General features: G+C 56.8%; 20 protein-coding genes. 15 read left to right on the top strand and 5 right to left on the bottom strand.

The window, feature by feature from the left end:
• Nucleotides 1-64 precede the first annotated feature (64 nt).
• Nucleotides 65-2,113 (top strand): phage head-binding domain-containing protein, encoded by a 2,049-nt coding sequence (locus BJP61_RS21730; protein ID WP_255485154.1) that lies wholly within the window; start codon nucleotides 65-67, stop codon nucleotides 2,111-2,113.
• A gap of 27 nt (nucleotides 2,114-2,140) precedes the next feature.
• On the opposite strand, the gene BJP61_RS11930 is transcribed toward BJP61_RS21730, so the two are convergent.
• Genes BJP61_RS11930 through BJP61_RS11920 form a run of 3 tightly spaced genes read right to left on the bottom strand, consistent with a single transcriptional unit; the run spans nucleotide 2,141 to nucleotide 4,874 of the window.
• Nucleotides 2,141-3,601: a glucosyltransferase domain-containing protein gene (locus BJP61_RS11930; protein WP_171998413.1), complete on the bottom strand. Its 1,461-nt coding sequence runs from the start codon at nucleotides 3,599-3,601 to the stop codon at nucleotides 2,141-2,143.
• On the bottom strand, nucleotides 3,583-4,515 hold the full coding sequence (locus BJP61_RS11925) for a glycosyltransferase family 2 protein (RefSeq protein WP_171998412.1): 933 nt from the start codon (nucleotides 4,513-4,515) through the stop codon (nucleotides 3,583-3,585). Before BJP61_RS11925 ends, BJP61_RS11930 begins: the two co-directional genes overlap by 19 nt.
• Nucleotides 4,512-4,874: a GtrA family protein gene (locus BJP61_RS11920; protein WP_171998411.1), complete on the bottom strand. Its 363-nt coding sequence runs from the start codon at nucleotides 4,872-4,874 to the stop codon at nucleotides 4,512-4,514. The genes BJP61_RS11925 and BJP61_RS11920 overlap by 4 nt, the downstream gene beginning before the upstream one ends.
• Nucleotides 4,875-5,242: 368 nt before the next feature.
• Here BJP61_RS11920 and BJP61_RS11915 point away from each other — a divergent pair, with 368 nt between their 5' ends.
• The 12 genes from BJP61_RS11915 (at nucleotide 5,243) to BJP61_RS11860 (ending at nucleotide 16,932) form a co-directional block, all read left to right on the top strand.
• Nucleotides 5,243-5,599, top strand: coding sequence for a hypothetical protein (locus tag BJP61_RS11915; protein ID WP_038863086.1), 357 nt, complete (start codon nucleotides 5,243-5,245; stop codon nucleotides 5,597-5,599).
• Between the two features lie 262 nt (nucleotides 5,600-5,861).
• A complete protein-coding gene (locus tag BJP61_RS11910; protein ID WP_171998410.1) occupies nucleotides 5,862-6,305 on the top strand; it encodes a GNAT family N-acetyltransferase in 444 nt (147 codons plus the stop codon).
• Nucleotides 6,302-6,724 (top strand): GNAT family N-acetyltransferase, encoded by a 423-nt coding sequence (locus BJP61_RS11905; protein WP_171998409.1) that lies wholly within the window; start codon nucleotides 6,302-6,304, stop codon nucleotides 6,722-6,724. The genes BJP61_RS11910 and BJP61_RS11905 overlap by 4 nt, the downstream gene beginning before the upstream one ends.
• 126 nt (nucleotides 6,725-6,850) lie before the next feature.
• Nucleotides 6,851-7,189, top strand: a complete 339-nt coding sequence (locus BJP61_RS11900) for an FxLYD domain-containing protein (RefSeq protein WP_038863082.1) — start codon at nucleotides 6,851-6,853, stop codon at nucleotides 7,187-7,189.
• A 54-nt stretch (nucleotides 7,190-7,243) separates the two neighbouring features.
• Nucleotides 7,244-7,444 (top strand): hypothetical protein, encoded by a 201-nt coding sequence (locus BJP61_RS11895; RefSeq protein ID WP_038863081.1) that lies wholly within the window; start codon nucleotides 7,244-7,246, stop codon nucleotides 7,442-7,444.
• A 103-nt stretch (nucleotides 7,445-7,547) separates the two neighbouring features.
• Entirely contained in the window at nucleotides 7,548-9,446 is a 1,899-nt protein-coding gene (locus BJP61_RS11890; protein WP_038863079.1) for an FAD/NAD(P)-binding protein, read from the top strand.
• Complete coding sequence (locus BJP61_RS11885; RefSeq protein ID WP_171998408.1) at nucleotides 9,443-10,639, top strand: cytochrome c; 1,197 nt, start codon at nucleotides 9,443-9,445, stop codon at nucleotides 10,637-10,639. The genes BJP61_RS11890 and BJP61_RS11885 overlap by 4 nt, the downstream gene beginning before the upstream one ends.
• Nucleotides 10,640-10,801: 162 nt before the next feature.
• The gene (locus BJP61_RS11880) at nucleotides 10,802-13,183 is read left to right on the top strand and encodes a DMSO/selenate family reductase complex A subunit (RefSeq protein ID WP_171999311.1); all 2,382 of its coding nucleotides are present in this window, start codon (nucleotides 10,802-10,804) and stop codon (nucleotides 13,181-13,183) included.
• Nucleotides 13,170-13,799 (top strand): DMSO/selenate family reductase complex B subunit, encoded by a 630-nt coding sequence (locus BJP61_RS11875; RefSeq protein ID WP_161578820.1) that lies wholly within the window; start codon nucleotides 13,170-13,172, stop codon nucleotides 13,797-13,799. Before BJP61_RS11880 ends, BJP61_RS11875 begins: the two co-directional genes overlap by 14 nt.
• Complete coding sequence (locus tag BJP61_RS11870; protein ID WP_171998407.1) at nucleotides 13,792-14,628, top strand: DmsC/YnfH family molybdoenzyme membrane anchor subunit; 837 nt, start codon at nucleotides 13,792-13,794, stop codon at nucleotides 14,626-14,628. Before BJP61_RS11875 ends, BJP61_RS11870 begins: the two co-directional genes overlap by 8 nt.
• Nucleotides 14,628-15,476 (top strand): 4Fe-4S binding protein, encoded by an 849-nt coding sequence (locus tag BJP61_RS11865; RefSeq protein ID WP_171999309.1) that lies wholly within the window; start codon nucleotides 14,628-14,630, stop codon nucleotides 15,474-15,476. The genes BJP61_RS11870 and BJP61_RS11865 overlap by 1 nt, the downstream gene beginning before the upstream one ends.
• Nucleotides 15,477-15,576: 100 nt before the next feature.
• On the top strand, nucleotides 15,577-16,932 hold the full coding sequence (locus tag BJP61_RS11860) for an esterase-like activity of phytase family protein (RefSeq protein ID WP_171998406.1): 1,356 nt from the start codon (nucleotides 15,577-15,579) through the stop codon (nucleotides 16,930-16,932).
• A 63-nt stretch (nucleotides 16,933-16,995) separates the two neighbouring features.
• On the opposite strand, the gene BJP61_RS11855 is transcribed toward BJP61_RS11860, so the two are convergent.
• Nucleotides 16,996-18,534, bottom strand: coding sequence for a methyl-accepting chemotaxis protein (locus BJP61_RS11855; RefSeq protein ID WP_038863068.1), 1,539 nt, complete (start codon nucleotides 18,532-18,534; stop codon nucleotides 16,996-16,998).
• 229 nt (nucleotides 18,535-18,763) lie between these two features.
• On the opposite strand from BJP61_RS11855, the gene BJP61_RS11850 reads away from it, so the two are divergent.
• Complete coding sequence (locus tag BJP61_RS11850) at nucleotides 18,764-19,828, top strand: sugar phosphate isomerase/epimerase (RefSeq protein WP_075192056.1); 1,065 nt, start codon at nucleotides 18,764-18,766, stop codon at nucleotides 19,826-19,828.
• A 45-nt stretch (nucleotides 19,829-19,873) separates the two neighbouring features.
• Here the strand turns inward: BJP61_RS11850 and BJP61_RS11845 are convergent, their stop codons facing one another.
• On the bottom strand, nucleotides 19,874-20,371 hold the full coding sequence (locus BJP61_RS11845) for an anti-virulence regulator CigR family protein (protein ID WP_171998405.1): 498 nt from the start codon (nucleotides 20,369-20,371) through the stop codon (nucleotides 19,874-19,876).
• A 293-nt stretch (nucleotides 20,372-20,664) separates the two neighbouring features.
• Between BJP61_RS11845 and BJP61_RS11840 the strand changes: the two genes are divergently transcribed.
• A complete protein-coding gene (locus BJP61_RS11840) occupies nucleotides 20,665-21,867 on the top strand; it encodes a putative acyl-CoA thioester hydrolase (protein ID WP_171998404.1) in 1,203 nt (400 codons plus the stop codon).
• The last annotated feature ends 12 nt before the right edge of the window (nucleotides 21,868-21,879 follow it).

The following is a 21,879-nucleotide window of genomic DNA, read 5'->3' as shown; positions in this document are numbered from 1 at the left end:
CTAACGCCATCGCAAAGCTGCGCAAACTTAGCTTGTGCGGCGTTGCCACGCCCGGAGCTTACTAATGGCCGATATCACAGCAAATGTAGTTGTAACCAACCCGCGCCCCGTATTTACTGACTCGCGCACGTTCAAAGCAGTAGCTAATGGTCGCGTTTATATTGGGTTGCCTGACACTGACCCAACAATTCCTACAAACCAAATTCCCGTTTATATCGAAAACGAGGATGGCAGCCATGTGCAGATTCAGCAGCCGTTAATTATCAACGCAGGCGGAAAAATCGTATATAACGGGCAAATCGTCAAAGTTGTGACCGTTCAGGGCCACAGCATGAAGGTAGTCGATGCATACGGCGCCCAGGTTGACTATATCGCGAACGTTCTAAAATATGACCCTGATAAATTACGGCAGGACTTGGCAAGCGATGCGGATGGGATGGGTGATAGTCTTGTAACGGTCAAACAGCCATTTACCGGTGCGGTTGCAAGAACTCAGCATGATGTTAATGCTGATATGGTTATCAACGTCAAAGACTGTGGCGGAATTGGCAACGGGTCGGCAAGCTCAGCTTCTGACATTTCTGCGGTGCAGGCAGCCATCAACGCTTACGCACCAATGACCACTCCCGTCCACGTTAAAATCCCACGCGGCACCTGGAATCTTACTGGCATCACCATTCCCCGGCGTGGGGTTGTACTTGATTTAACTGAGGCCACAATCGTGGCGTCTTCCGGTAGCGTTTTTTCACGCGTATTTACTCAGCTTGCAGCTGCGGACTTCAAGGCTGCCAATTCCCCACTTGATGGCAACCAGACGTATTTTCGCCCTATCATCATCAAGGGTGGCACAGTAAATCTTAGTGGTACTGCAACGTTCGTTGAGATTCGCCAGCCATACCTTGCTGAATATAGCATCTGGGGTAAAACCCTAATTATTAGCGACACGCAGATAAAGACATACGGAACATCCGTCGCATTTGCCATCCACGGCGGCTGGGGTTTTGATTTCAACTCAGTGTCTGTAACTGGTGATATTACTGCCTCTACAGGTTTCGGTTCGTCAGTTGGTTCAGGCACATGCCTGTATATGCGACCAGACGGCAGTAACAATGCGTCGTCTCATCCTCAATTAATCTGTTTTAATTCCTGCAACATAAGCTATTGCAAAGTATTGGACGGGCTGAAGGGCACATGCACCAACTCATGCGAAGCGTTGGTTTTCAACAACAGCGCCTGCATGTTTGTTAATGGCGGAGATATCCAGGGGGTTAACCTCTTTCAATTCTACGGTGGGATGTTCGTTACTACTGCAAAAGAAATGACACTTACCGGCATGGCGGGAACTCGAATTATCGGTCCTCAGTTGCAGAGATATAACAACCCAAGGGGCGATCAAAAACGAGGTGGTTGCTTCGCTTTCGTAGGTGGTGGTAACGACATCGTTATCAGTGATATCAGGGGCCAGGCAGGTGCCGGATTAACAGGTGCCATGGTTTCATTCCTGGCGTCATCTGGAGAGCAGTTCATTGATATTGAGGTTTCCAACTTCAAGCAGGCATCCGGAGCGGTTGCAGATCTTAATGAAGCCAATGTAGACCTCCAGACATGCGCAGTGCGACTGATGACGGGGGGAACTGGAACTATAACCGGAATTACTCTCGACAATATAACTGGAATCAATCTCCATAATATTGTGGATATGGGAGATAGCGCGGCACCTCAAAGTATGAGTAGGGCCAATGTAACAAGAATACGAAACATAACAACCACCGTTAAAAGACGAGTGCGATGGACGCCTGAGAATGTTGGTCAGTTAAACGCACCTGAACTATATAAACAAGTAACGGTGAGGATGAAGGGGGCGTCAAACTCAGCAGCAGCTAACGTGGCATGTCTTACGGAATCATTTTACACCGGGCTGACTGGCACAATTACAGGGACAAGAATAACCACCTCTGGGATTAGTAACTCGACGGGGATATCGTTGAGAGAGGTGCAGGAAGGTGGCGTTGCGATATTGGATCTTTATCAGGTCTCCGGAATTGGTGCGGGAGCTTCTGTTGAAGCATCCGGTCAATTTAGATTTAGCTCTGCGGATTCAATACTTTCTTGAAAAGAAAGGGGCGTAAGCCCCTTCTTCTCATTTGCACCTATAATCTTTCATATTGCCCACAAAAAAGAATGAGCGAGACTCAGTTTTAAGTAATGTGTAATTACCCTCGTCAACGATTTCTTTGCGGCTGGCTTGGCAAGACTCGGCAAGCCAGTCTTGCATTTCAGATCTATTATAGCGGAATGAAATTCGTTCTATTCCTATGTTTTTAAGGCGCATATAGTTAGTCCAATCATATGAATTTAGGACTAATTTAGATATCACAGGGAATGTCTTTTGCTGTGTTCTGTTGAAAGAAGATGAGTTAAAAGTACCAAGAATTACTGATGTGCCAACACTTCGGTCTTTAATGATTTTGTTTGCTATAGCATAAAGGGTGTGTGACTCATACTCAATTTGAGATTTCTGAGCATTCACGAATGAATAGCAGATGCTAAAGCAAAGCAGTATGTTATAAACGCCAAGCGTTATGGATATTAATTTAAACGCCTTTCCTTGTTGTTGAAGAACGGAAACGCAATAAAAAATATATAGCGCAAATCCGGAAAATCCTACCAAAACTCTTGGAACAAAGCCGAAGTTTTTAAGTAAGAATAGTGGCCCGCAAACTGATACCAAAGCAACAATTGTAGATAAAGTTATGAGGAAAATATTACGCCAGCCCGACCTGTGAGCCAAAGCTGCCAATCCAAATATAGCAGCAGCAAACAATGGAATGTATGAGTAAAGAGCCCCGTGATTGAAAAGCGCAGAGATATTTTCTATGAGCGAGCTAACATTTCCCTCTATATGCTTAATCGAGCCTTGACCAACCGCTAACTCAGATCTTGACGTTGTGCTGAATATTGGGGCGATACAAAATGTATAAACAGCATATGAAGAACAGAAAATTGCCGACCTGATTGCAAGATTCTTAAATGCATTGCCATTGGCAGCCACATCTTTCAGCACTGAGACTGCAATCATCCCTATGAAAACATTCACTACCGGTTGATACAGGCATAAGGAAGCAACGAGAAGTGCCCCGGATAAAACATGCGATCTGATGTTATAATTATGGATAACAAACGCCATAGTCGTAAGGAAAACGCCAGCAGCCATGGTGATGCTATCGTATTTATAAGCAAGGTTTTGCAGGAAAAACGGATTGAGTAGTAACGGTGAACTAAACACAACGCCTGCCAGCGATACCTTTCCGTATACCGATGATGAATAATACCAAGCAGACATAGTTAGCAGTATGACAGATGCTATCTGAGGTAATGGGCTTATATCGACAATCCTACCAGATGAAAATCCAATAATGTAAAATATCAAATTTGAAAGCGGCCGCCCAAGCTCAGTCCAGCCAAATCCACCGCTAAGTGTTCTGACTATATCGTCTGCATAGTATATGTCTGCCGTTGCGAACGGATACACGTACAGGAGTGCGACTATCAAAGATATCTCTTTTACATGTGGAGCAAACGTTAATTTGGTCGAGAACATTTCTTATCCTTCAATAAATATTTCGGGCGCTGCTTAACTTCAACATATATCCGGCCTATATATTCCCCGAGGACACCTATGCCAATAAGCTGCACGCCTCCAAGAAAAAGAATAGATACAAGCAACGAAGGGTAGCCTCGAACCGGGTTACCAAAGGCCAAGGTGTCAACGATCATCCATGCGCCATAAAGGAAAGCCATTCCTGCAACGAAAAGGCCAATGTAGGTCCACATCCGCAGCGGAAAAGTAGAGAAGCTTGTAATACCCTCAAGAGCCAAATTCCACAGCTTCCAGCCATTGAACTTTGTGCTGCCAGCAACGCGTTCAGCTCGTGCGTATTCAACCACATCAGTGCGTCCGCCTACCCAGGAAAGCACTCCTTTCATGAACAAGTTCCGCTCAGGCATTAGCTTGATGTTTTCTACAACTTCTCTCGACATCAGGCGAAAATCACCGACGTTTTCCTCAATCTGAGGGTTACTGATTTTGTTGTGCAACTTGTAAAACATTTCAGCGCTCTTGCGCTTCAGGCGACCATCCGTAGAACGGTCTGTACGCTTAGCAAGCACCATGTCTGCGCCGGCCTTCCAGCGCTCGATTAACTGAGGGATAACTTCAATCGGGTCCTGCAAATCGACGTCGATTGGAATCACCGCGTCTCCGGTCGCATGGTCAAGACCTGCAAATAGCGCGGGCTCCTTTCCGAAATTGCGAGTGAAGGATAAAGGGACGACAAGCGGATCTGACACGGCTAGCGCATTAATAATTGACTCTGTAGAGTCTTTACTGCCGTCATTGATAAATACGATCTCCACCTCAAACGATTTGAGTGGTTCATACTCCCTGACGGTTTTATAGAAAATGGGTATTGTGTCTTCCTCATTGAAGACCGGAACCACGAGTGAAATCTTCATTTTGCTTCCCTGAAGACGATGTATTTCGAATAGATAAACCCGCACACCAGGCTGATAGCTGAGAACACGACCAGTGTCACAACTGGCGGGAGAGAGCATTTATCAGCGGCCCATCCGACAGCCGCGCTAAGCGACCCCATGAACCCCACGTAAAGCATGTAGCGCGCCGTGGTCGTAGAACTGTTGAAGGTAAATCTTGCGTTAGCGAAGAAGCTGAAGCTTACCGCGACCACAAATCCGCTGAAGTTCGCCAGCGCCTGGCTGGCTCCTAGCGCATAAAAGCAGGCAGCGAACACCACCCAATGGATTAGCGTATTGAGCACGCCCACAGAGGCGTACTTCGTAAAGAGCTTGAGCATATCTAAGTCCGTTAGATTTGAAGGGGAAGAGTCTAGCATCGGACGGGTCATCGATCGACGGGTAGTGGGGCATGGATGGGGCAAAAAATTAGCGCAAAACAACTCAAAACCTCGGAAGGTGTCGATTCGTCTTGCGCTAATGCATTGCTTGCAAGCTAGTTTTCTTCTACATCAACCCACTTTCGCAGAAAAGGCCCGCCTATCATGATAAAACACTAAGCAAAACCGTGGCTGGTTTGTCGCAGGCGAGCAAACCAGCCGTTTCGTTGCAGCGAACACGTAAGCGGTAATTTTACGAAAAATGGTAGGTAATAAAAAATTCATGAAATGTTAGGATGTTTCCGATTGTTATCAAAAGGAAGCATTGAATGAAAAAGGTTTTATTACTCGCTCTGGGCGCGATGTTATTATCCGGCTGTAGCGCACGCGTCGCTGACATGACGGTAGCGAGCACAAAAAATTACAACCTGAACTCCAATAAGTTCGTCAAAGGTGCGCGAATTACGGGTGAAGATTCTGCGCCAGTGGTTATTTTCCCGCTGGGCGTCCCGAACGTGAAAACCGCGATGGATCGTGCAATCGAGAAGAATCGTTGCGCTGTAGCACTCTCAGATGTTGTCGTTACTCAGTTTAACCACTCTTTCCTGTTTGGTAAGTTTGGCTTCATCATCGAAGGCACTGAAGTTATTGACCGCAGCCAGCCTGGTTGTGAGAACGCCAGCTAAAACAAAAAAACCGCCTTCGGGCGGTTTTTTACTGTAAGGGTTTTAAAGCGAATGCAGCAGGTTTTGCACCTGCGGCAAAAGCATGCATTAAATGGCATCCCCCGTTTCATTGATCTCTTTCTCGCGCAGCACGCGGCTAAATCCTGCCTGCCCCCCAGAAACCGCAGGTGACACGCACGCTTAACGCGGCTTACGCTCTCCCTGTGCCCGGCGCTTAACCGTGGCATACACCTGCCCCTTACTCGCCTAAAGAATGATAACGATGATAACCACCCGAGCCGCGACGCCCGCTGATGCCCTTGCCATCAGCGCCTTATTAACCGAACTGGATTACCCTGAGACTTCACGCTTTATCGAGCGACGCATCTCCGAACTGCTGGCGCACCCTGACGAAGCGCTGCTGGTCGCAGAAGAAGACGGTGTGCTGTTGGGCGTGCTGTCGCTACACTTTATCCCGCAACTGGCGCTGGAAGGCGCTTTCTGCCGCATCAGCTATTTCTGCGTCGATGGCAGCGCCCGCAGCAAAGGGATCGGCAGGCTGCTGGAAAGTGAAGCCGAGGCGCTCGCCCGCTCGCGCGGCTGCGATCGTATTGAAGTTCACTGCCACAGCCGCCGCAGCGACGCGCACCGCTTTTATTACCGCCAGGGCTACAGCGAATCGCCGAAATATCTGTGTAAATCGCTGGAAAAGGGAGGCGAGGTATGATTATCCGCGACGCTCGCCTGAACGACGAGACGCAGCTTTGTCTGCTCTTTGAACAGCTCGGCTATAGCATCGGCGAAACGCAGGTAGCCGCATGGCTTGGGCCGCGCGAGGCGTCAGGCACGCGGGTGCTGGTTGCGGAAACGGCAAAACGGATCAGCGGCGCGATTGTGCTGCACCTCATCCAGCCGCTGCACGAGCCGGGCAAATGGGGCCTTATCTCCGCGCTGATTGTCGATGACGCCTCACGCGGCGAGGGCATCGGCGCGAAGCTGCTTGCGGCGGCGCACGCCGAGGCGCGTGCGCAGGGCTGTACGCAGATTGAGCTTTCCAGCAGCGAACGTCGTGTTCGCGCGCACCAGTTTTACGAAACCCAGGGCTACCGCGAAGCGCGTAAGCGTTTTGTAAAACGCCCGGTGTGAATATCGAGTCCCCGACCGCTTCACATTCACATCCCTTTACCCTTTAGCGGCTTTGCTGGTTAAATTGGCGTTATGAATCAGTTAACATTCTGAACAGGCATTACCCCCGCATAACGCTGAGAACCCATGAAACGACTATTCACCCTGTTCGCGCTCGCGTGCGCGCTGTTTATCCAGGCCGCGCGGGCGGATATCGCGCCCGTGTCGCTCTCTGATGTGCATTTTGTCCGTACCGAAGCCGGTAAACTGCAGCTTGAGGGGATAGTAAAAAACCTGACTCATCACTCTCTGCGTCAGGTTTACGTGGCGTTTAACCTGTTGCGTAACGGCATGGTGGTGAGCTACACGACCGCGATCACGTTTAACCTTGCGCCGGACGACACCTGGCTCTTTCAGGCGCCGTGCCGCACGCGCGTGTTCAGGCCGGATCACTTCCGGCTGGCGGAGCTGTCGGCGATCCCCTGACGCGGTGCGAGAAATACTCTACCTTTTAAGTGTTGACGACTGAAAGGAGGATGTATGTCACTGTCTATCGACAAAAAACAGCAGCCGGGCGGGGCCTATGAATATACGGCCACCTGCCGGGAGGAAAATTACCACTTTGTCATTACCGGCAAAGGCGATACGGCCACCGAAGCGGACAATAATCTGCTGAACAATCTGAAAGAGATGCAGCAGCGGCTGGATGAAGTCGCCCAGACCGGCAAACTTTCCGCTTAAACCTTCCGCTATCCCACGCCTGCCGGGGTGCCCGGCAGGTAAAAATTCTGTACCATTACATAACAAACTGAAAACAATAATTTTTGTCCTTTAAGGAAGCTCTATGGCAATCACCCGACGTGATTTTCTTAATGGCGTCGCCATCACCGTGGCCGCCGGAATGACGCCGTGGCACATCTTGCGCGCCTCGCCGCAAACCGCAGCGCAGTCGCTTTATTACCCGCCAACCCTGACGGGGCTGCGAGGCAACCATCCGGGCTCGTTCGAGCAGGCGCATGCGCTGGGTCGTGAAGGCAAGCGGTTCGACCCGGCAAGCGTGCCGGTGGAAGAGCAGTACGATCTGGTGATTGTCGGCGCGGGCATCAGCGGGCTCGCCGCCGCCTGTTTCTGGCAGGAACTGCGCGGCAAACAGCAGCGTATTTTGTTGCTCGACAACCATGACGACTTTGGCGGTCATGCCAAACGTAACGAATTTCACATCGACGGGAAAACCGTGCTCGGCTACGGCGGCAGCGAATCTTTCCAGTCGCCCGCGAATAACTTCAGCGAAATCGCGATGGGTCTGCTGAAGACGCTTAATGTCAGCATCGAGCGGATGGCGAAAAGCTTCGACCAGACGTTCTACCCGGATCTCAACTTAAGCCGCGGCGTCTACTTCGACAAAACCAATTTCGGCGTCGATAAAATCGTAAGCGGCGATCCGGGCCGCGCCGTGGCGGACGATATTCCTCCCGATCGCATGAACGCCCGCGACATTCGCGCGTTTATCAACGATTTCCCGCTGCCGCAGGCGGACCGCGATGCGCTGATCGCCCTGCATACTGAGAAAAAAGATTATCTCGCCGGGATGCGCGTTGAAGATAAAGTCGCCTGGCTCGACTCACACAGCTACCGCCAGTTCCTGAGCGAAAAAGTCGGCCTGAGCGACAGCGCCATCCGTTATTTCCAGCAGCGCACCAATGATTTCCAGGCGATCGGCATCGATGGCACATCGGCGAGCGACGCCCGCATCTGCGCGCTGCCGGGCCTGGACGGCATGGATTTACCGCCGCTGGACGCCGAATCGCTGGCAGACCTCGAAGAGCCGTATATCTATCACTTCCCGGACGGCAACGCCGGGCTGGCGCGCCTGATGGTGCGTCATCTCATTCCGGCGGTAGCGCCGGGTGACAGCATGGACGATATCGTGATGGCGACTTTCGACTACAGCCAGCTCGATAAACCGGAACATCCGGTGCGTCTGCGCCTGAACAGCACCGGCGTGCATGCCGCGAACGTGGCAGGCGGTGTGGAAGTCACCTACCTGCGCGACGGCAAGCTGCATAAGGTGAAAGCGGGGCAGACCGTCATGGCGGGCTACAACATGATGATCCCGTATCTGGTGCCGGAAATCCCGCACGACCAGCAGGAGGCGCTGAAGCAAAACGTGAAAGCGCCGCTGGTCTACAGCAAAGTGGTGATTCGCAACTGGCAGCCGTTTGTGAAACTCGGCGTGCATGAAATTTATTCCCCCGCCGCGCCGTACAGCCGCGTCAAGCTTGACTACCCGGTGAATATGGGCGGTTACCCGCATCCGCGTGATCCCAATGCGCCCATCGGGCTGCATATGGTCTATGTGCCGACGTTCCCGGGCAGCGAGCTGAGCGCCCGCGAACAGTTCCGTAAGGGACGCGCGTTTCTGCTTGGCACGCCGTTCGAGGTGCATGAGAAGATGATCCGCGAGCAGTTGCAGGGGATGTTCGGCGAGGCCGGGTTTGACCACGAGCGCGATATCGCGGCGATCACGGTCAACCGCTGGTCACACGGCTACTCCTATTTCTTCAGCGGCCTGTTCGATGACGAAGAGGGATCGCAGAAAATCATCGAAAAAGCGCGTCAGCCGGTAGGGCGCATCACCATCGCCAACTCTGACGCCGACTGGAGCCCGTATGCCAACTCGGCTATCGACCAGGGCTACCGCGCGGTGAAAGAGCTGCACGAGATGGCGAAGGAGAGCGCATGAAACGATTAACGCTTCTGGCGCTGGGGCTGTTGGCGGCGCACGCGGGCGCGCAGGAGATGACGCGCGGCGAATATGTGGCGCGCGCGGGCGACTGCATGGCCTGTCACACGTCCCCCGACGGCGCGCCGCTGGCGGGCGGGCTGAAATTCGGCACGCCGCTTGGCGATATTTACTCTACCAATATCACGCCTGATAAGACGCATGGCATCGGTGGCTACAGCTATGACGACTTCGCCCGCGCCATGCGCGAAGGGGTGGCCAAAGACGGCCATCATCTCTACCCGGCGATGCCATACCCGTCCTACGCCAAAATGAGCGATGACGATCTGCGCGCGCTTTACGATTACCTGATGAACGAGGTGAAGCCGCAGGCGACCGCGAATCGCGAGAGCGATATTCCCTGGCCGCTCTCAATGCGCTGGCCGCTTGGCATCTGGAACCGCCTGTTCGTCGAGGATAAACCCTTTACGCCGCGAGCGGACAAAAGCGCTGCCTGGAACCGCGGCGCGTACCTGGTGCAGGGGCCGGGCCACTGCGGCGCATGCCATACGCCGCGCGGTGTGGGGATGCAGGAAAAAGCCTTCGACGAGCGCGACGAGCAGTTCCTCGCGGGCGAAGCCCTCAACGGCTGGTACGCGCCGTCGCTGCGCGGCCTGGCAATGTCGCAGGACGAACTCGCGGCGCTCCTGCGCGACGGGCGCAGCAAACACGCGGCGCTCAGCGGGCCGATGGATGAAGTCGTCACCAACAGCACGCAATACCTGAGCGATGACGATAATCGCGCGATAGCCGGTTATCTGTTAAGCCTGCCGGGCAGCGCGCCGGTGAAAAATGCTGTGCCGAAGACGGCGAAAGCCGAAATGGAGAACGGGCATCAGCTTTACGCCCGCTACTGCGCCACCTGTCACGGCAGCAACGGCGAGGGCGCGGATTACGCCGTGCCGGCGCTGAACGGCAACCTGACCGTCAATGCTGACAACACCCTGACGCTGCTGCGCGTAGTGCTTGAGGGCGGCAAAACCGCCGTCACTCAGGGCCATCTGCCGTACAGTATGCCCGGCTACGGCTGGGCGCTCAGCGACCAGGACGCGGCGGATGTCACCAACTATATTCGCGGCAGCTTCGGCAACAACGCCGCGCCGGTGACGCCGGATGATGTCAAAGAGGCCCGCGAGTGGCAGCATAACGAGTAACGCACACGACGCCGCCTTTACGGCGGCGCTTTTTTCTGGTTTCCGCCCACCCGTTTTTCTGAAACTTTCCGCTACGCGCCGTTCCGTTTTTTCCCATTGATACTCATCAAGCTTTCCCACCCAGGGGCTTTGCAGAATACGCCCTTTTGATGAGGGAGCATGATGAAACCAGTAACCAAAAAGGATGAACCTGGCGAGGGCGGGCTGTCGCGGCGCGACTTTCTGCTCGCCACGTCGGCGCTTGCGGCTGCGCCGCTGTTTAGCGCCGCAGGCACGGCGCATGCGATGCCAGCCCGCGACACGACGCCTGCCGAAACCCTGGTACCGACCTGCAGCACCTTCGACTGCGGCGGCAAGTGCGATATTCGCGCCCACGTGCAGGACGGCGTGGTCACGCGTATTTCCACCTGCCCGGATAACGAGGTTGACCCGGACATGCCGCTGATGCGCGCCTGCGTTCGCGGGCGCGGCTACCGACAGTTCGTTTATCACCCCGATCGGCTGAAATACCCGATGAAGCGCGTCGGCAAGCGTGGCGAAGGCAAATTCGCGCGTATCAGCTGGGACGAGGCGACGACGCTGATTGCCGACAATTTGCAGCGTATTACCGAAAAATATGGCCCGGCGTCGCGCTTTATGCACACCGACACGGCGGTGTCCGGCGGCGCGTTTTCTGGCGATAAAATGGCGCGGCGGCTGCTCAACCTGACCGGCGGTTATCTGGAGTCTTACCACTCCGTCAGCATGGGCAACACCGCGGCGGCCACGCCGTATACCTACGGCACCGCCGCCAGCGGCAGTTCGCTTGATACGCTCACAGAGACGAAGCTTGTGATCCTCTGGGGCCATAACCCCAACGAAACCATCTTCGGCCATACCAATCACTACTTTCAGCAGATGAAGCGCAACGGCACGCGGTTTATTGTGGTCGATCCGCGTTACTCCGACACCGTGGCGTCGCTTGCCGACCAGTGGGTGCCGCTGCTGCCCACCACCGATAACGCGCTGATGGACGCGATGATGTACGTCATCATCAGTGAAAATCTGCATGACAGCGCCTTTATTGCGCGCTACGCCATAGGCTTTGATGAAAGCACGATGCCGGAAGGCGTACCGGCGGGCGAATCGCTGACGGCGTATCTCTTTGGTAACAAAGACGGCGTGGCGAAAACGCCGGAGTGGGCGGAGCGCATCACTCGTGTTCCCGCACAAACCATCCGCCAGCTGGCGCGCGACTACGCCACCACGAAACCGGCGGCGCTGATCCAGGGCTGGGGCCCACAGCGGCATATCTGCGGCGAGCGCACCGCGCGCGGTTCCACGCTGCTCGCCACCATCACCGGCAATGTCGGCGTGAAAGGCGGCTGGGCGGCGGGCTACGGCGGCATTGGCAACCGGCTCTTCTGCGCCGATCCGTACAGCGTGCCAAACCCGGTCACGGCGAAAATCTCCATCATGAACTGGGTACAGGCCTGCGACGACGCGCAACAGGTGACGCCGGAATGCGGCCTGAAAGGCGCCGAAGCGCTCAGCAGCACGATTAAATTTATCTTCAACCTTGCCGGCAACTATCTGGCGAATCAGAACCCCGATATCAACCAGACCGTGAAAGTGCTGGAGGATGAAAGCAAGGTGGAGTTTATCGTGGTGAGCGATCTCTTCCTGACGCCGAGCGCCCGCTATGCCGATCTGCTGCTGCCGGAAACCAGCTTTATGGAGCGCTGGAATATTGGCGAAACCTGGGGTACCGGCAACTATCTGCTGCTGTCGCAAAAGCTGGTGGAGCCGCAGTTTGAGCGGCGCTCGGACTACGACTGGCTACGTGACGTCGCGCGCAAGCTCGGCATTGAGGCGCGTTTTAGCGAAGGGCGCAGCGAAAAACAGTGGGTAGAACATATCTGGGAGAAAACGCGCGAGGCGCTGGCGGACCGCGAGCTGCCGGATTTCGCCGGGCTGTGTCAAAACCCGCACGTGTACCTTAAAGCGCCGCCTTACGTGGCGTTTGAGGCGAATATTCGCGACCCGGAAAATCATCCGTTCCCGACGCCCTCCGGCAAAATTGAGATCTTCTCGAAACGGCTCTGGGAGATGAATCACCCGGAGATCCCGGCGCTCTCCCATTATGTACCCGCGCAGGAGGGGCCGCAGGACGCATTACGCGCTAAATACCCGCTGCAACTCATCACCTGGAAAGGGAAAAACCGCGCCAACTCCACGCAGTACGCCAACCCGTGGCTTCAGGAGGTGCAGCGCCAGCAGCTCTGGATCAACCCGCAAGACGCGCAGGCGCGCAACATCCGGCAAGGCGACATGGTGCGGATTTATAACGATCGCGGCGTGGTGCAAATCCCGGCGGAAGTAACGCCGCGCATCATTCCCGGCGTGGTGGCGATGCAGGCAGGCGCCTGGTGGCAGCCTGACGCGCAGGGCGTCGATAACGGCGGCTGCCCGAACGTGCTTACCAGCGCGCGCATTACCCCGCTTGCCAAAGGCAATGCCCATCAAACCCTGCTGGTCGAGGTTACCAAACATGAGTCAGTTTAAGGAATATCCCCCGGTCAGCGAGGAGCAACTGGGCTTTTTTATCGACTCGTCGCGCTGTTCAGGCTGCAAAGCCTGTCAGGTGGCGTGCAAAGACAAAAATAATCTGGAGGTCGGACGCCGCTACCGCCGCGTCTACGAGGTGCACGGCGGCGGCTTCACGCCGACGGGCGAGGGCGGGCTTATCCATAACGTCTTCGCGTATACCTTGTCTGTCTCCTGCAACCACTGCGCGGACCCCATCTGCACCCGCAACTGCCCGACCACCGCGATGCATAAGCGCCCCGGCGACGGCATCGTGCGGGTCAACACCGATAAATGCGTCGGCTGCGGCTATTGCGCCTGGTCATGCCCTTACGGCGCGCCGCAGCGCAACACCCAGACCGGGCAGATGTCGAAATGCGATTTCTGCGTCGACCGGCTCGCGCAGGGCCAGGTGCCGGTGTGCGTCGCCACCTGTCCGCTCGGCGCTATTCAGTTCGGGCCCATCTCCCGGCTTCGCGCGCGTTACGGCACCTTAAGCGAGGTGAAAGGGCTGCCGCCCTCATCCCTCACAAAGCCAAATCTGGTCATAAAACCGCATCAGGGCGCGCAGCAAGAGGAACAACACGATGCATGAGTTTCCGTTAGTGCTTTTCACGCTACTGATGCAGGGCGCCGTGGGCGTGATGCTGATGCTCTGTCTCACCGCCGGGCTGATGCCGCGCGCAGGCCACATGACGCTTGTCACGCTGCCCGCGCTGCTTGGCGTGGGAGTCGCGGCCGGGCTCGGACTGCTGGCCTCGACGCTGCATCTTGGCTATCCGCTGAACGCCTTTAACGCGCTGCGCCACCTCTCCAGCTCCTGGCTTAGCCGGGAAATAGCGCTCGCGGGCGTGTTTATGGCGCTGCTTGGCATCAGCGTGCTGCTCCTGATGATGAAACGCCGCGCGCCGTGGCCGCTGCTGTGGCTTGTCACGCTGGCGGGGCTTGCCGATATTGCCGCGATGGCGTCGATTTACTGCCACGCGTCGGTGGTCACCTGGCAGCACGTCAACACCTGGGCGATGTTTTTGGGCTCGGTAGTGGTGACGGGGGCTTCGATCACGTTGCTGCGCCTCGCACTCCGTCCACTGTTTAATGCGCAGACCGCACAGGCGCTCAGCCGACGCCTTTCGCTGCTGGCGCTGACGGCGGTACTGATTCGGCTGCTGGTGCAGCCAGCGTACGATCGCTTCCTGGCGCATGCCGTGGCGCCGGTGACGTTTCCGCTGCAGTCGCTGGCCGCGTTTGACGCCAGCGCCGGGCTGCGGCTGGCGGGCTGGTGCTGCTCGGTGGGGGGCGCGCTGCTGCTGATGGTCAACCTGACGCGCCCGCACGGCGCGCGCAGCGGCCAGACGACCAGCTGCCTGCTTCTCCTGTTGGGCGAGCTGCTGCTGCGCCTGGCGTTTTTTTGCATCAACGTCTGATGAAGCTCATTGATACCTTCGCGCCCGCCCCACCCGGAGTGGGCGCACGCTGCGCCAGAAAACGGCTGCGCCGCAGCCGCTGCGAGCATTGCGTCGCGCGCTGTCCGACCGGCGCGCTGGCGTGGCGCGACGGCGATATCCATCTGCTGGCCGAGCGTTGCACGGGCTGCGGCATCTGCCTGTTTGTCTGTCCGGCGGACGCGCTGGAAAACCTTGCGCCGTTGCGGCGTCACTACCGCGACGGAGTTTTACTCGGCCCGTTTACGCTGCCGGTGGCCGTCGGGGAGCTGTTACTGTGGCATACGCATTACGGCATTCGTGCGGTCGCAGTGGATCTCACGTTGTTTCCGCACTGGCTGCAACCGCTTGCCGAACTCAACCTGCGGCTGCGCGAGCGCGGCGAGCCGGGCTGGAGATGTTTGCCAGCCATGCAGACGCCAGGCGAGACGACGCGCCGTTGGCTGCGCGGCGAGGGGGGACGCGTGCCGCATGACGTCGCGACGCGGTGGGCCGCAGGTGCGCTATGCTCAAAGTATGGCGTTGCGCTGGCGTCATCGCGCTGCCTGTTATGCGGGGCCTGTGGAAAAGTCTGCGTTGCGGGCGCCATCACCTTTAGCGATGAGGCGGTCACGCTCGACCCGGCGCGCTGCACCGGCTGCGGCGACTGCGCGGCAGTCTGTCCGACAGATGCCGTAAGTATTGCGGCTGGCGACACCGGGCCGGTTAGCCGTCAGGCGATTTATCACGCGCGCTGTGAGCGCTGCGGCGAGCCCTGGCGCGCCTGGCGGCAAGACGAAACGCGCTGTCCACTCTGTCGACATCACCGCTTTGGCATGCGCGGCGGCTGACGCTGTGACCTGCTGAATCCACACAGGAAAACCGCGCTGTCATTATTCTGTCACGCATGCGCCTTATAACAGTGCCACGACAAATCCGGACTCGAAAATAATGAAAATCAAACCCCTTGCGCTGCTTTTCACCGTCGTGTTCCCGCTCAGCTCCCTGGCCGCCGCGCCGCAGGTGGAACGCTTTGTGGTCACGTTTCCGCAGGAAGATCACGTGGTCTATTCCGGCAACTACGCCAGCGCGTTTCCTGACGGTCTGCCGGTCGGCGTGGGCTCCGGCCTGCTGTTTTTGCGTAAAGAGGGCGATGACCTGATTTTCGCGACCGTCACCGATCGCGGCCCGAACGCCGACTCGCCGAAAATGGGCAAGCAGGAGTCGAAAATTTTCGCAAGCCCCGAGTATACGCCGCTGATGATGACAATCCGCGTCAGCAAAGATAACGCGCAGGCAAGCGACCCGATGCCGCTGCATGACGAGCAGGGCAATATCAGCGGCCTGCCGTTGCCCGCCGGGCTTATCGGCGCCACCAATGAACTGGCGCTGAACGATGCGTTGCAAACGCTGGCTGGCGATAAGCGCGGGCTTGATACCGAGGGCATCACGCCGGACGGCAAAGGCGGTTACTGGCTCTGCGACGAATATGGCCCGTTTATCATTAACGTCGACGCCAGCGGCGCGATTATCGCCAAACATGGCCCGCAGGCGGGCAAGGGTGAAGAGGGCGTGGCGGGCGGTCTGCCGAATATCCTGAAATGGCGTCAGCCTAATCGCGGTTTCGAAGGGCTGACCCGTATGCCGGACGGTCGCATTATCGCGGCGGTGCAGAGCACGCTGGATATCGACGGCAAAACCAAAAACACGGCGCGATTCACGCGTCTGGTGAGTTTCGACCCGGCGACCGGCAAAACCGCGATGTATGGCTACCCGATTGACATCGACGTCTATAAAAAAGCTAAAGATGCCAAAATCGGCGATATCGTGGCCCTGGATGACCACCGCATTCTGCTCATTGAACAGGGCGGCGATAAAAACAAAACCATGCGCAACCGCGTTTATGTGGTGGATTTGAGCAACGCTACCGATCTGAGCGCCCTGGATAACACCCAGCCGCCGGAATTTGACGATGCCGATAAACTCAACGCGCGCGGCGTGAAACTTGCCAGTAAAACCCTGGCGGTGGACTTGCGCGAGGCGGGCTGGCAGCAGGAGAAAGCCGAAGGGCTGGCGCTTATCGATTCGCAAACCATTGCTGTCATTAATGACAACGACTTCGGGCTGCAATCGGAACTGCTGGAGCCGCAGGGCGATAAAAAAGAGATGGACGATTATAACGTGGACGGCCAGGGCCATCTGACGCTCGACGGCCAGCCGGTCGCGAGCAAAATCGGCGTGAAGCCGCTGGAAAAAACCGCCTCGCAAAATGAGCTGTGGGTTATCAAACTCGACAAGCCTTTGTAAGCGCAATAAAAAAAGGCAGGCCACTGGCCTGCCTTTACGCTTTCCCGTCAGGCTTTTCTCGACTTAGTTCAGCCTGAACACCGCCACGGCCTGATTCAGCAACTGCGACTGCTCTTTCAGAGAGTGAGCGGCAGCGGAGGCTTCTTCCACCAGCGCGGCGTTCTGCTGGGTGACGGAATCCATCTGCGCCACGGCCTGGTTAATCTGCTCAATCCCGCGGCTCTGCTCGCCAGTGGAAAGCGCAATTTCCGACATCAGCTCAGAAACCTGCTTAATCGAGCCGATAATGCGCTTCATGCTCTCGCCTGCGCGCGCGACGCGATCGCTGCCCAGCACCACCTGCTCGCCGGACTGCTCGATAAGCTCTTTGATCTCCTTCGCGGCGACAGAAGAACGCTGCGCGAGGTTACGCACTTCGCTTGCCACTACGGCAAAACCACGACCCTGCTCACCGGCGCGCGCGGCTTCCACCGCAGCGTTCAGCGCCAGGATATTGGTCTGGAAGGCAATATCTTCAATAATGCCGATAATATTATCGATTTTGCTGGAGCTGGACTCTATCTCCTGCATTGATACCACCACTTCCTCAACGATAGCGTTGCCTTCCTGCGCGGCGCTACGCATATTGCCCGCCAGCTTATTAGCCTCGGCGGTATTTTCGGAGGTGTGCTTCACGGTCGAGGTCAGTTGCTCCATGCTGGCGGCGGTTTCGCCAAGCGAGGCAGCCTGTTCTTCGGTACGTGCCGAGAGATCGACGTTACCGGCGGCAATCTCTTCGGCGGCGTGCGCCACGCTCTGGCTGGAGTCGCGCACCTGGGCGATGATATTCACCAGCGACAGACGCATCTGCTCCAGCGAGCCGAGCATATCGCCAATTTCATCCTTCGAGCCGGAAAGCACCGGCGTGTGCAGTTCGCCTTCAGCCATCTGCTGGCAGTGAAGACGAGCGGCATCCAGCGGTGCCAGCACGCGGCGCTTGAGCAGAATAAACATTGCGCCAATCAGCAGCGTAAAGAGCAGGGCGAACACCGCGATGGTCACGATGCTGTTCACGAAGCGGTCCTGCGCGTCCTGGTTAAGGCGCTGGGCATATTTCTCGCGGAACGCCAGCAGTTGATCGAGCGTGATTTCAAACTGGCGATCGAGCTGCGGGATAGTGGTGCTGACCAGCTGATTAAAACGCGCGGTGTCGTTGCGGCTCGCCGCATCCATCAACGGACGCAGGCCCTCATCGACATAGGCCTGCCAGGCCTGACGGTACGGCGCGGCCAGCGCTTCTTCACCTTCGACCGCCGGGGCCGCTTTGTAATTATTAAACGCGGCGGCGGCTTTTTGCATCACCTCGTTCGCGCTTTGAAGCGACGCCTGTGTTTTCTGGGTATCGCCGATAGAGGCGTTAATCATCGCCTCCATCAGACGCACGCGCAGCGTACGGCTGTGGTTAATCGGATCAATCACCGACAGCACCACGCGAATTTCTTTATTCACGTTATCCAGCGACTGGTTGCTGCGGGTAAGAGACCAGAGGTTAGAGACGGTACTGACGAGAAAGATAAAAAGTAACAGACTGAATACGAGAAATGAAAAACGCCTTACTGACATGTTGTTCCCTTGCGTGAAGTTGCGACACAACGACCCGGCATCTCTGAAAATGAAGATTGCCACCAGACGGTTATCGGTCTGGCGCGAAATAAATTTAGGTTAAATGCCTTTCACTCACTAAAACAAGGGCTTATGAATATTGTCCGCGTCATAAGACAGGCGTATAAGCCGCCAGGCTATGCTTAACGCTGGTTTAGCGAACAGGCGCGCAGGCGCATAAGGAGCGATATTGAAAACGCTACAAGGACCTTCTCTTTTCCTCTCGCAATTTATCAGCGACCGGCCGCCGTTTAATCAGCTCGATACAATGGCGGCCTGGGCGGCGGGGCTTGGCTATAAAGCGGTGCAGTTGCCGACCCATCTGCCGCACATTTTCGACCTCGCTAAAGCCGCTGAAAGCCTCGACTACTGCGCAGAGGTGCGCGAAACGCTCGGTAACGTCGGGCTGCAAATCAGCGAGCTGTCAACGCACTTTCAGGGCCAGCTCGTAGCCGTACATCCGGCGTATGACAAGGCTTTTGCCGGTTTTGCGCCCGAGACGGTGCGTCACGATCCGAAGGCACGCCAGCAGTGGGCGGTCAGCACGCTCAAGCTGGCGGCGCGGGCCTCGCAAAATCTCAGTCTCACTGCACACGCCACGTTTTCCGGCTCGCTCGCCTGGCCTTTTTTCTACCCGTGGCCGCCGCACAATCCTGTGCTGGTGGAAGAGGCCTTTAACGAACTGGCGCGCCGCTGGCTGCCGATTCTGCAAAGCTTTGACGAGGCGGGCGTGGATCTCTGTTTTGAGCTTCACCCCGGCGAAGATCTGCATGATGGCGCGACCTTCGGGCGTTTTCTCGCGCTTACCGGCGACCATCCGCGCTGCCACATCCTTTACGATCCGAGCCACATGCTGCTTCAGCACATGGATTATCTTGGCTTTATCGATCGCTGGCACCCGCGCATCCGCGCGTTTCATGTTAAAGACGCCGAGTTCAACCGCTCGGCGAACAGCGGCGTCTATGGCGGCTATCAGCCGTGGATTGACCGCCCCGGTCGCTTTCGCTCGCCCGGCGACGGGCAAATCGACTTTACGGCCATTTTCAGCAAGCTCGCGCAGTACGACTACCCCGGCTGGGCGACGCTTGAGTGGGAATGCTGCCTGAAAGAAGGGGAAACCGGCGCGCGGGAAGGGGCTAAGTTTATCGCCGAACATATCATCAAAGTCTCGGAGCAAAACTTTGAAGACTACGCGGGCGGGCAGCACGAGAGGGAGGCGGTACGCGGGATGCTGGGGCTTGATCCGGCACCGTAAAAGAGCCGGGCGGCTGCCCGGCTCTGATGTCTGTGAGCGCGTTTATCAGTCAAACACGTTATTGATGACGGCGGTCACCAGCGCGGTACTGAGCGCAATCAGCACCAGGTTATCGCCGACCATTTTCCATTCGTAGCCCGGATAGTACGGCAGTTCATTGAGCATACTGGCCGGTACGGATTTTTTGGCGATGCCCGGCGGCAGCGGTTTGCCGCGCGCCAGGTTTTTGGCGATGCCCGGCGGCAGCGAGTCATAACCCGTCAGGCCATAATTTACCGCCAGGCTGCGCGCGCGGCTGAAGCTGATATCGGCGTCGACATTATCGGGTTTGCCATAGTTTTTACGTCCCGACGCGTTGGCGTTTTTCTTCTCTTTGTTGTCGGCACTTTTGCCATTATTGCCGTGGCCATTGCCATGATTTCCGCTGTTGCCGTTGCCGTTGCCGTTGCCGTTGCCGTTGCCGGGGTTGGCGAGCGCAGGCGTGGCGCACAGGGTAAAAGCCGCAAGCAGGAGCGCCATTGCGCCCAGGCGTTTCGTTTTCATAACGTTTCCTCAGTCAGGTGGAGCAACGCTATTTCAGCATAGCGGCAACAAAAAACGATTGCGCTTTTTCCTGGATTTCATACTTCTGAAGGCATCTCGCAAAATCGCAACGCCGGTTTGCTGGCACCCTCGAAAATCGGCATTATGACTGTATAAACAACCAGTGTTCCTGTGTTGTTCATCTTACGGTCAACCGGGCGCACACGGGTGGCGCAGGGAAGCGGGCGGTTTAAGCAAAGCCGCTCAAGTGAACCCACTGAAGCCATGCAACTGAATTAAACAAGGAGAACAGAATGTCGGAGGCCATGCTGAAAACCGCACCGCTGTCGACCCGCCCGATGTTAAACCGCGATGAGGCCGCCGCTTACACGCGGGAACATTACTTCGCACGGGGCGGCTGGCTGCATACGCCTGACGGGCCGTGGCACCCGGCGCCCATCGCTCCGCCGCCTGAAGGGCGCGTGTTGCAGGTCGATGCGCGAAAAGGGCCGTACCGCACGGTGCAGCAGGCCGTGAACGCCGCCGTCGCGTCAGGGCCGCGCAACGCGCGGGTGTGGATAGCCATCGCGCCGGGCGTCTATCGCGGCGTGGCGTATCTGCCGGCGGATTTTCCTCCCGTCACGATTTACGGCACCGGCGAGACGCCGGAACAGGTGCGCCTTGAACTCACGCTGGATGCGCGCTTTACGCCGCAGCACTATCAGGCGGCGGTGAATGCGCAGGGCGAGTTTCAGCCCGGCGACCCGGCGTGGGAGGTGTATCAGCATATTGCCGAATCAGGCGCGGCGGAAATCGGCACCGGCGCGTCTGCCGTCGTGCGGGCGCTGTGTGACGATGTTCAACTGGCGAACCTGAGCATCGTTAATACGCTGCTCGACAGCGTGGACGGCGCGTCGCATCAGGCTGTTGCGCTACGTACTGACGGCGACAGGGTGCAGCTTGCACGTCTGCGCCTTATCAGCCGTCAGGATACGCTCTGGCTTAGCAGCCGCAGCGCGCCGCAGGGCGAGGCGTCGCACATCAGTCGCGTCCACGTGACGGACTGTTATCTTGAAGGCGATGTCGATTACGTCTTTGGTTCGGCGAGCGCGGTTTTCGAGCGCGTTCACTTCCACACCGTCTCATCACGCGGCGCGGGCGAAGCTTTCGTACTGGCTCCCTCTACGCCATATAACGTGCCGTATGGGTTTCTGGCGCAGCAGTGCTGGTTTACAAGCGACAGGGGGTTTGGCAAGACGCTATACGGGAAGTTTGGCCGGGCATGGGATCACGGCGCGCGCGAGACCGGGTATCAGCCAGGACGCACCGCCAATGGTCAGGCGCTGATACGGGATTCCGTTTCAGATGCAGGTTTTGATTCGGCCGCGCCATGGGGTGCGGCGGCGACAACCGGGCGGCCCTTTGCGCCCAGCCGAAGCGGGGCGCGTAACGACCCACGCGGTAATCGCCTGGTGGAATACCAGAACCGGCAGGAGAGCAGGGAAGAACCGCGATAAAAACGCCGGCGC

It is taken from the genome of Cronobacter sp. JZ38, assembly GCF_008932145.1.
In the GTDB taxonomy this organism is placed as follows: domain Bacteria; phylum Pseudomonadota; class Gammaproteobacteria; order Enterobacterales; family Enterobacteriaceae; genus Cronobacter; species Cronobacter muytjensii.
The sequence above is the reverse complement of the archived record's forward strand: the minus strand, read 5'-3'. Positions and strand labels throughout refer to the sequence as shown.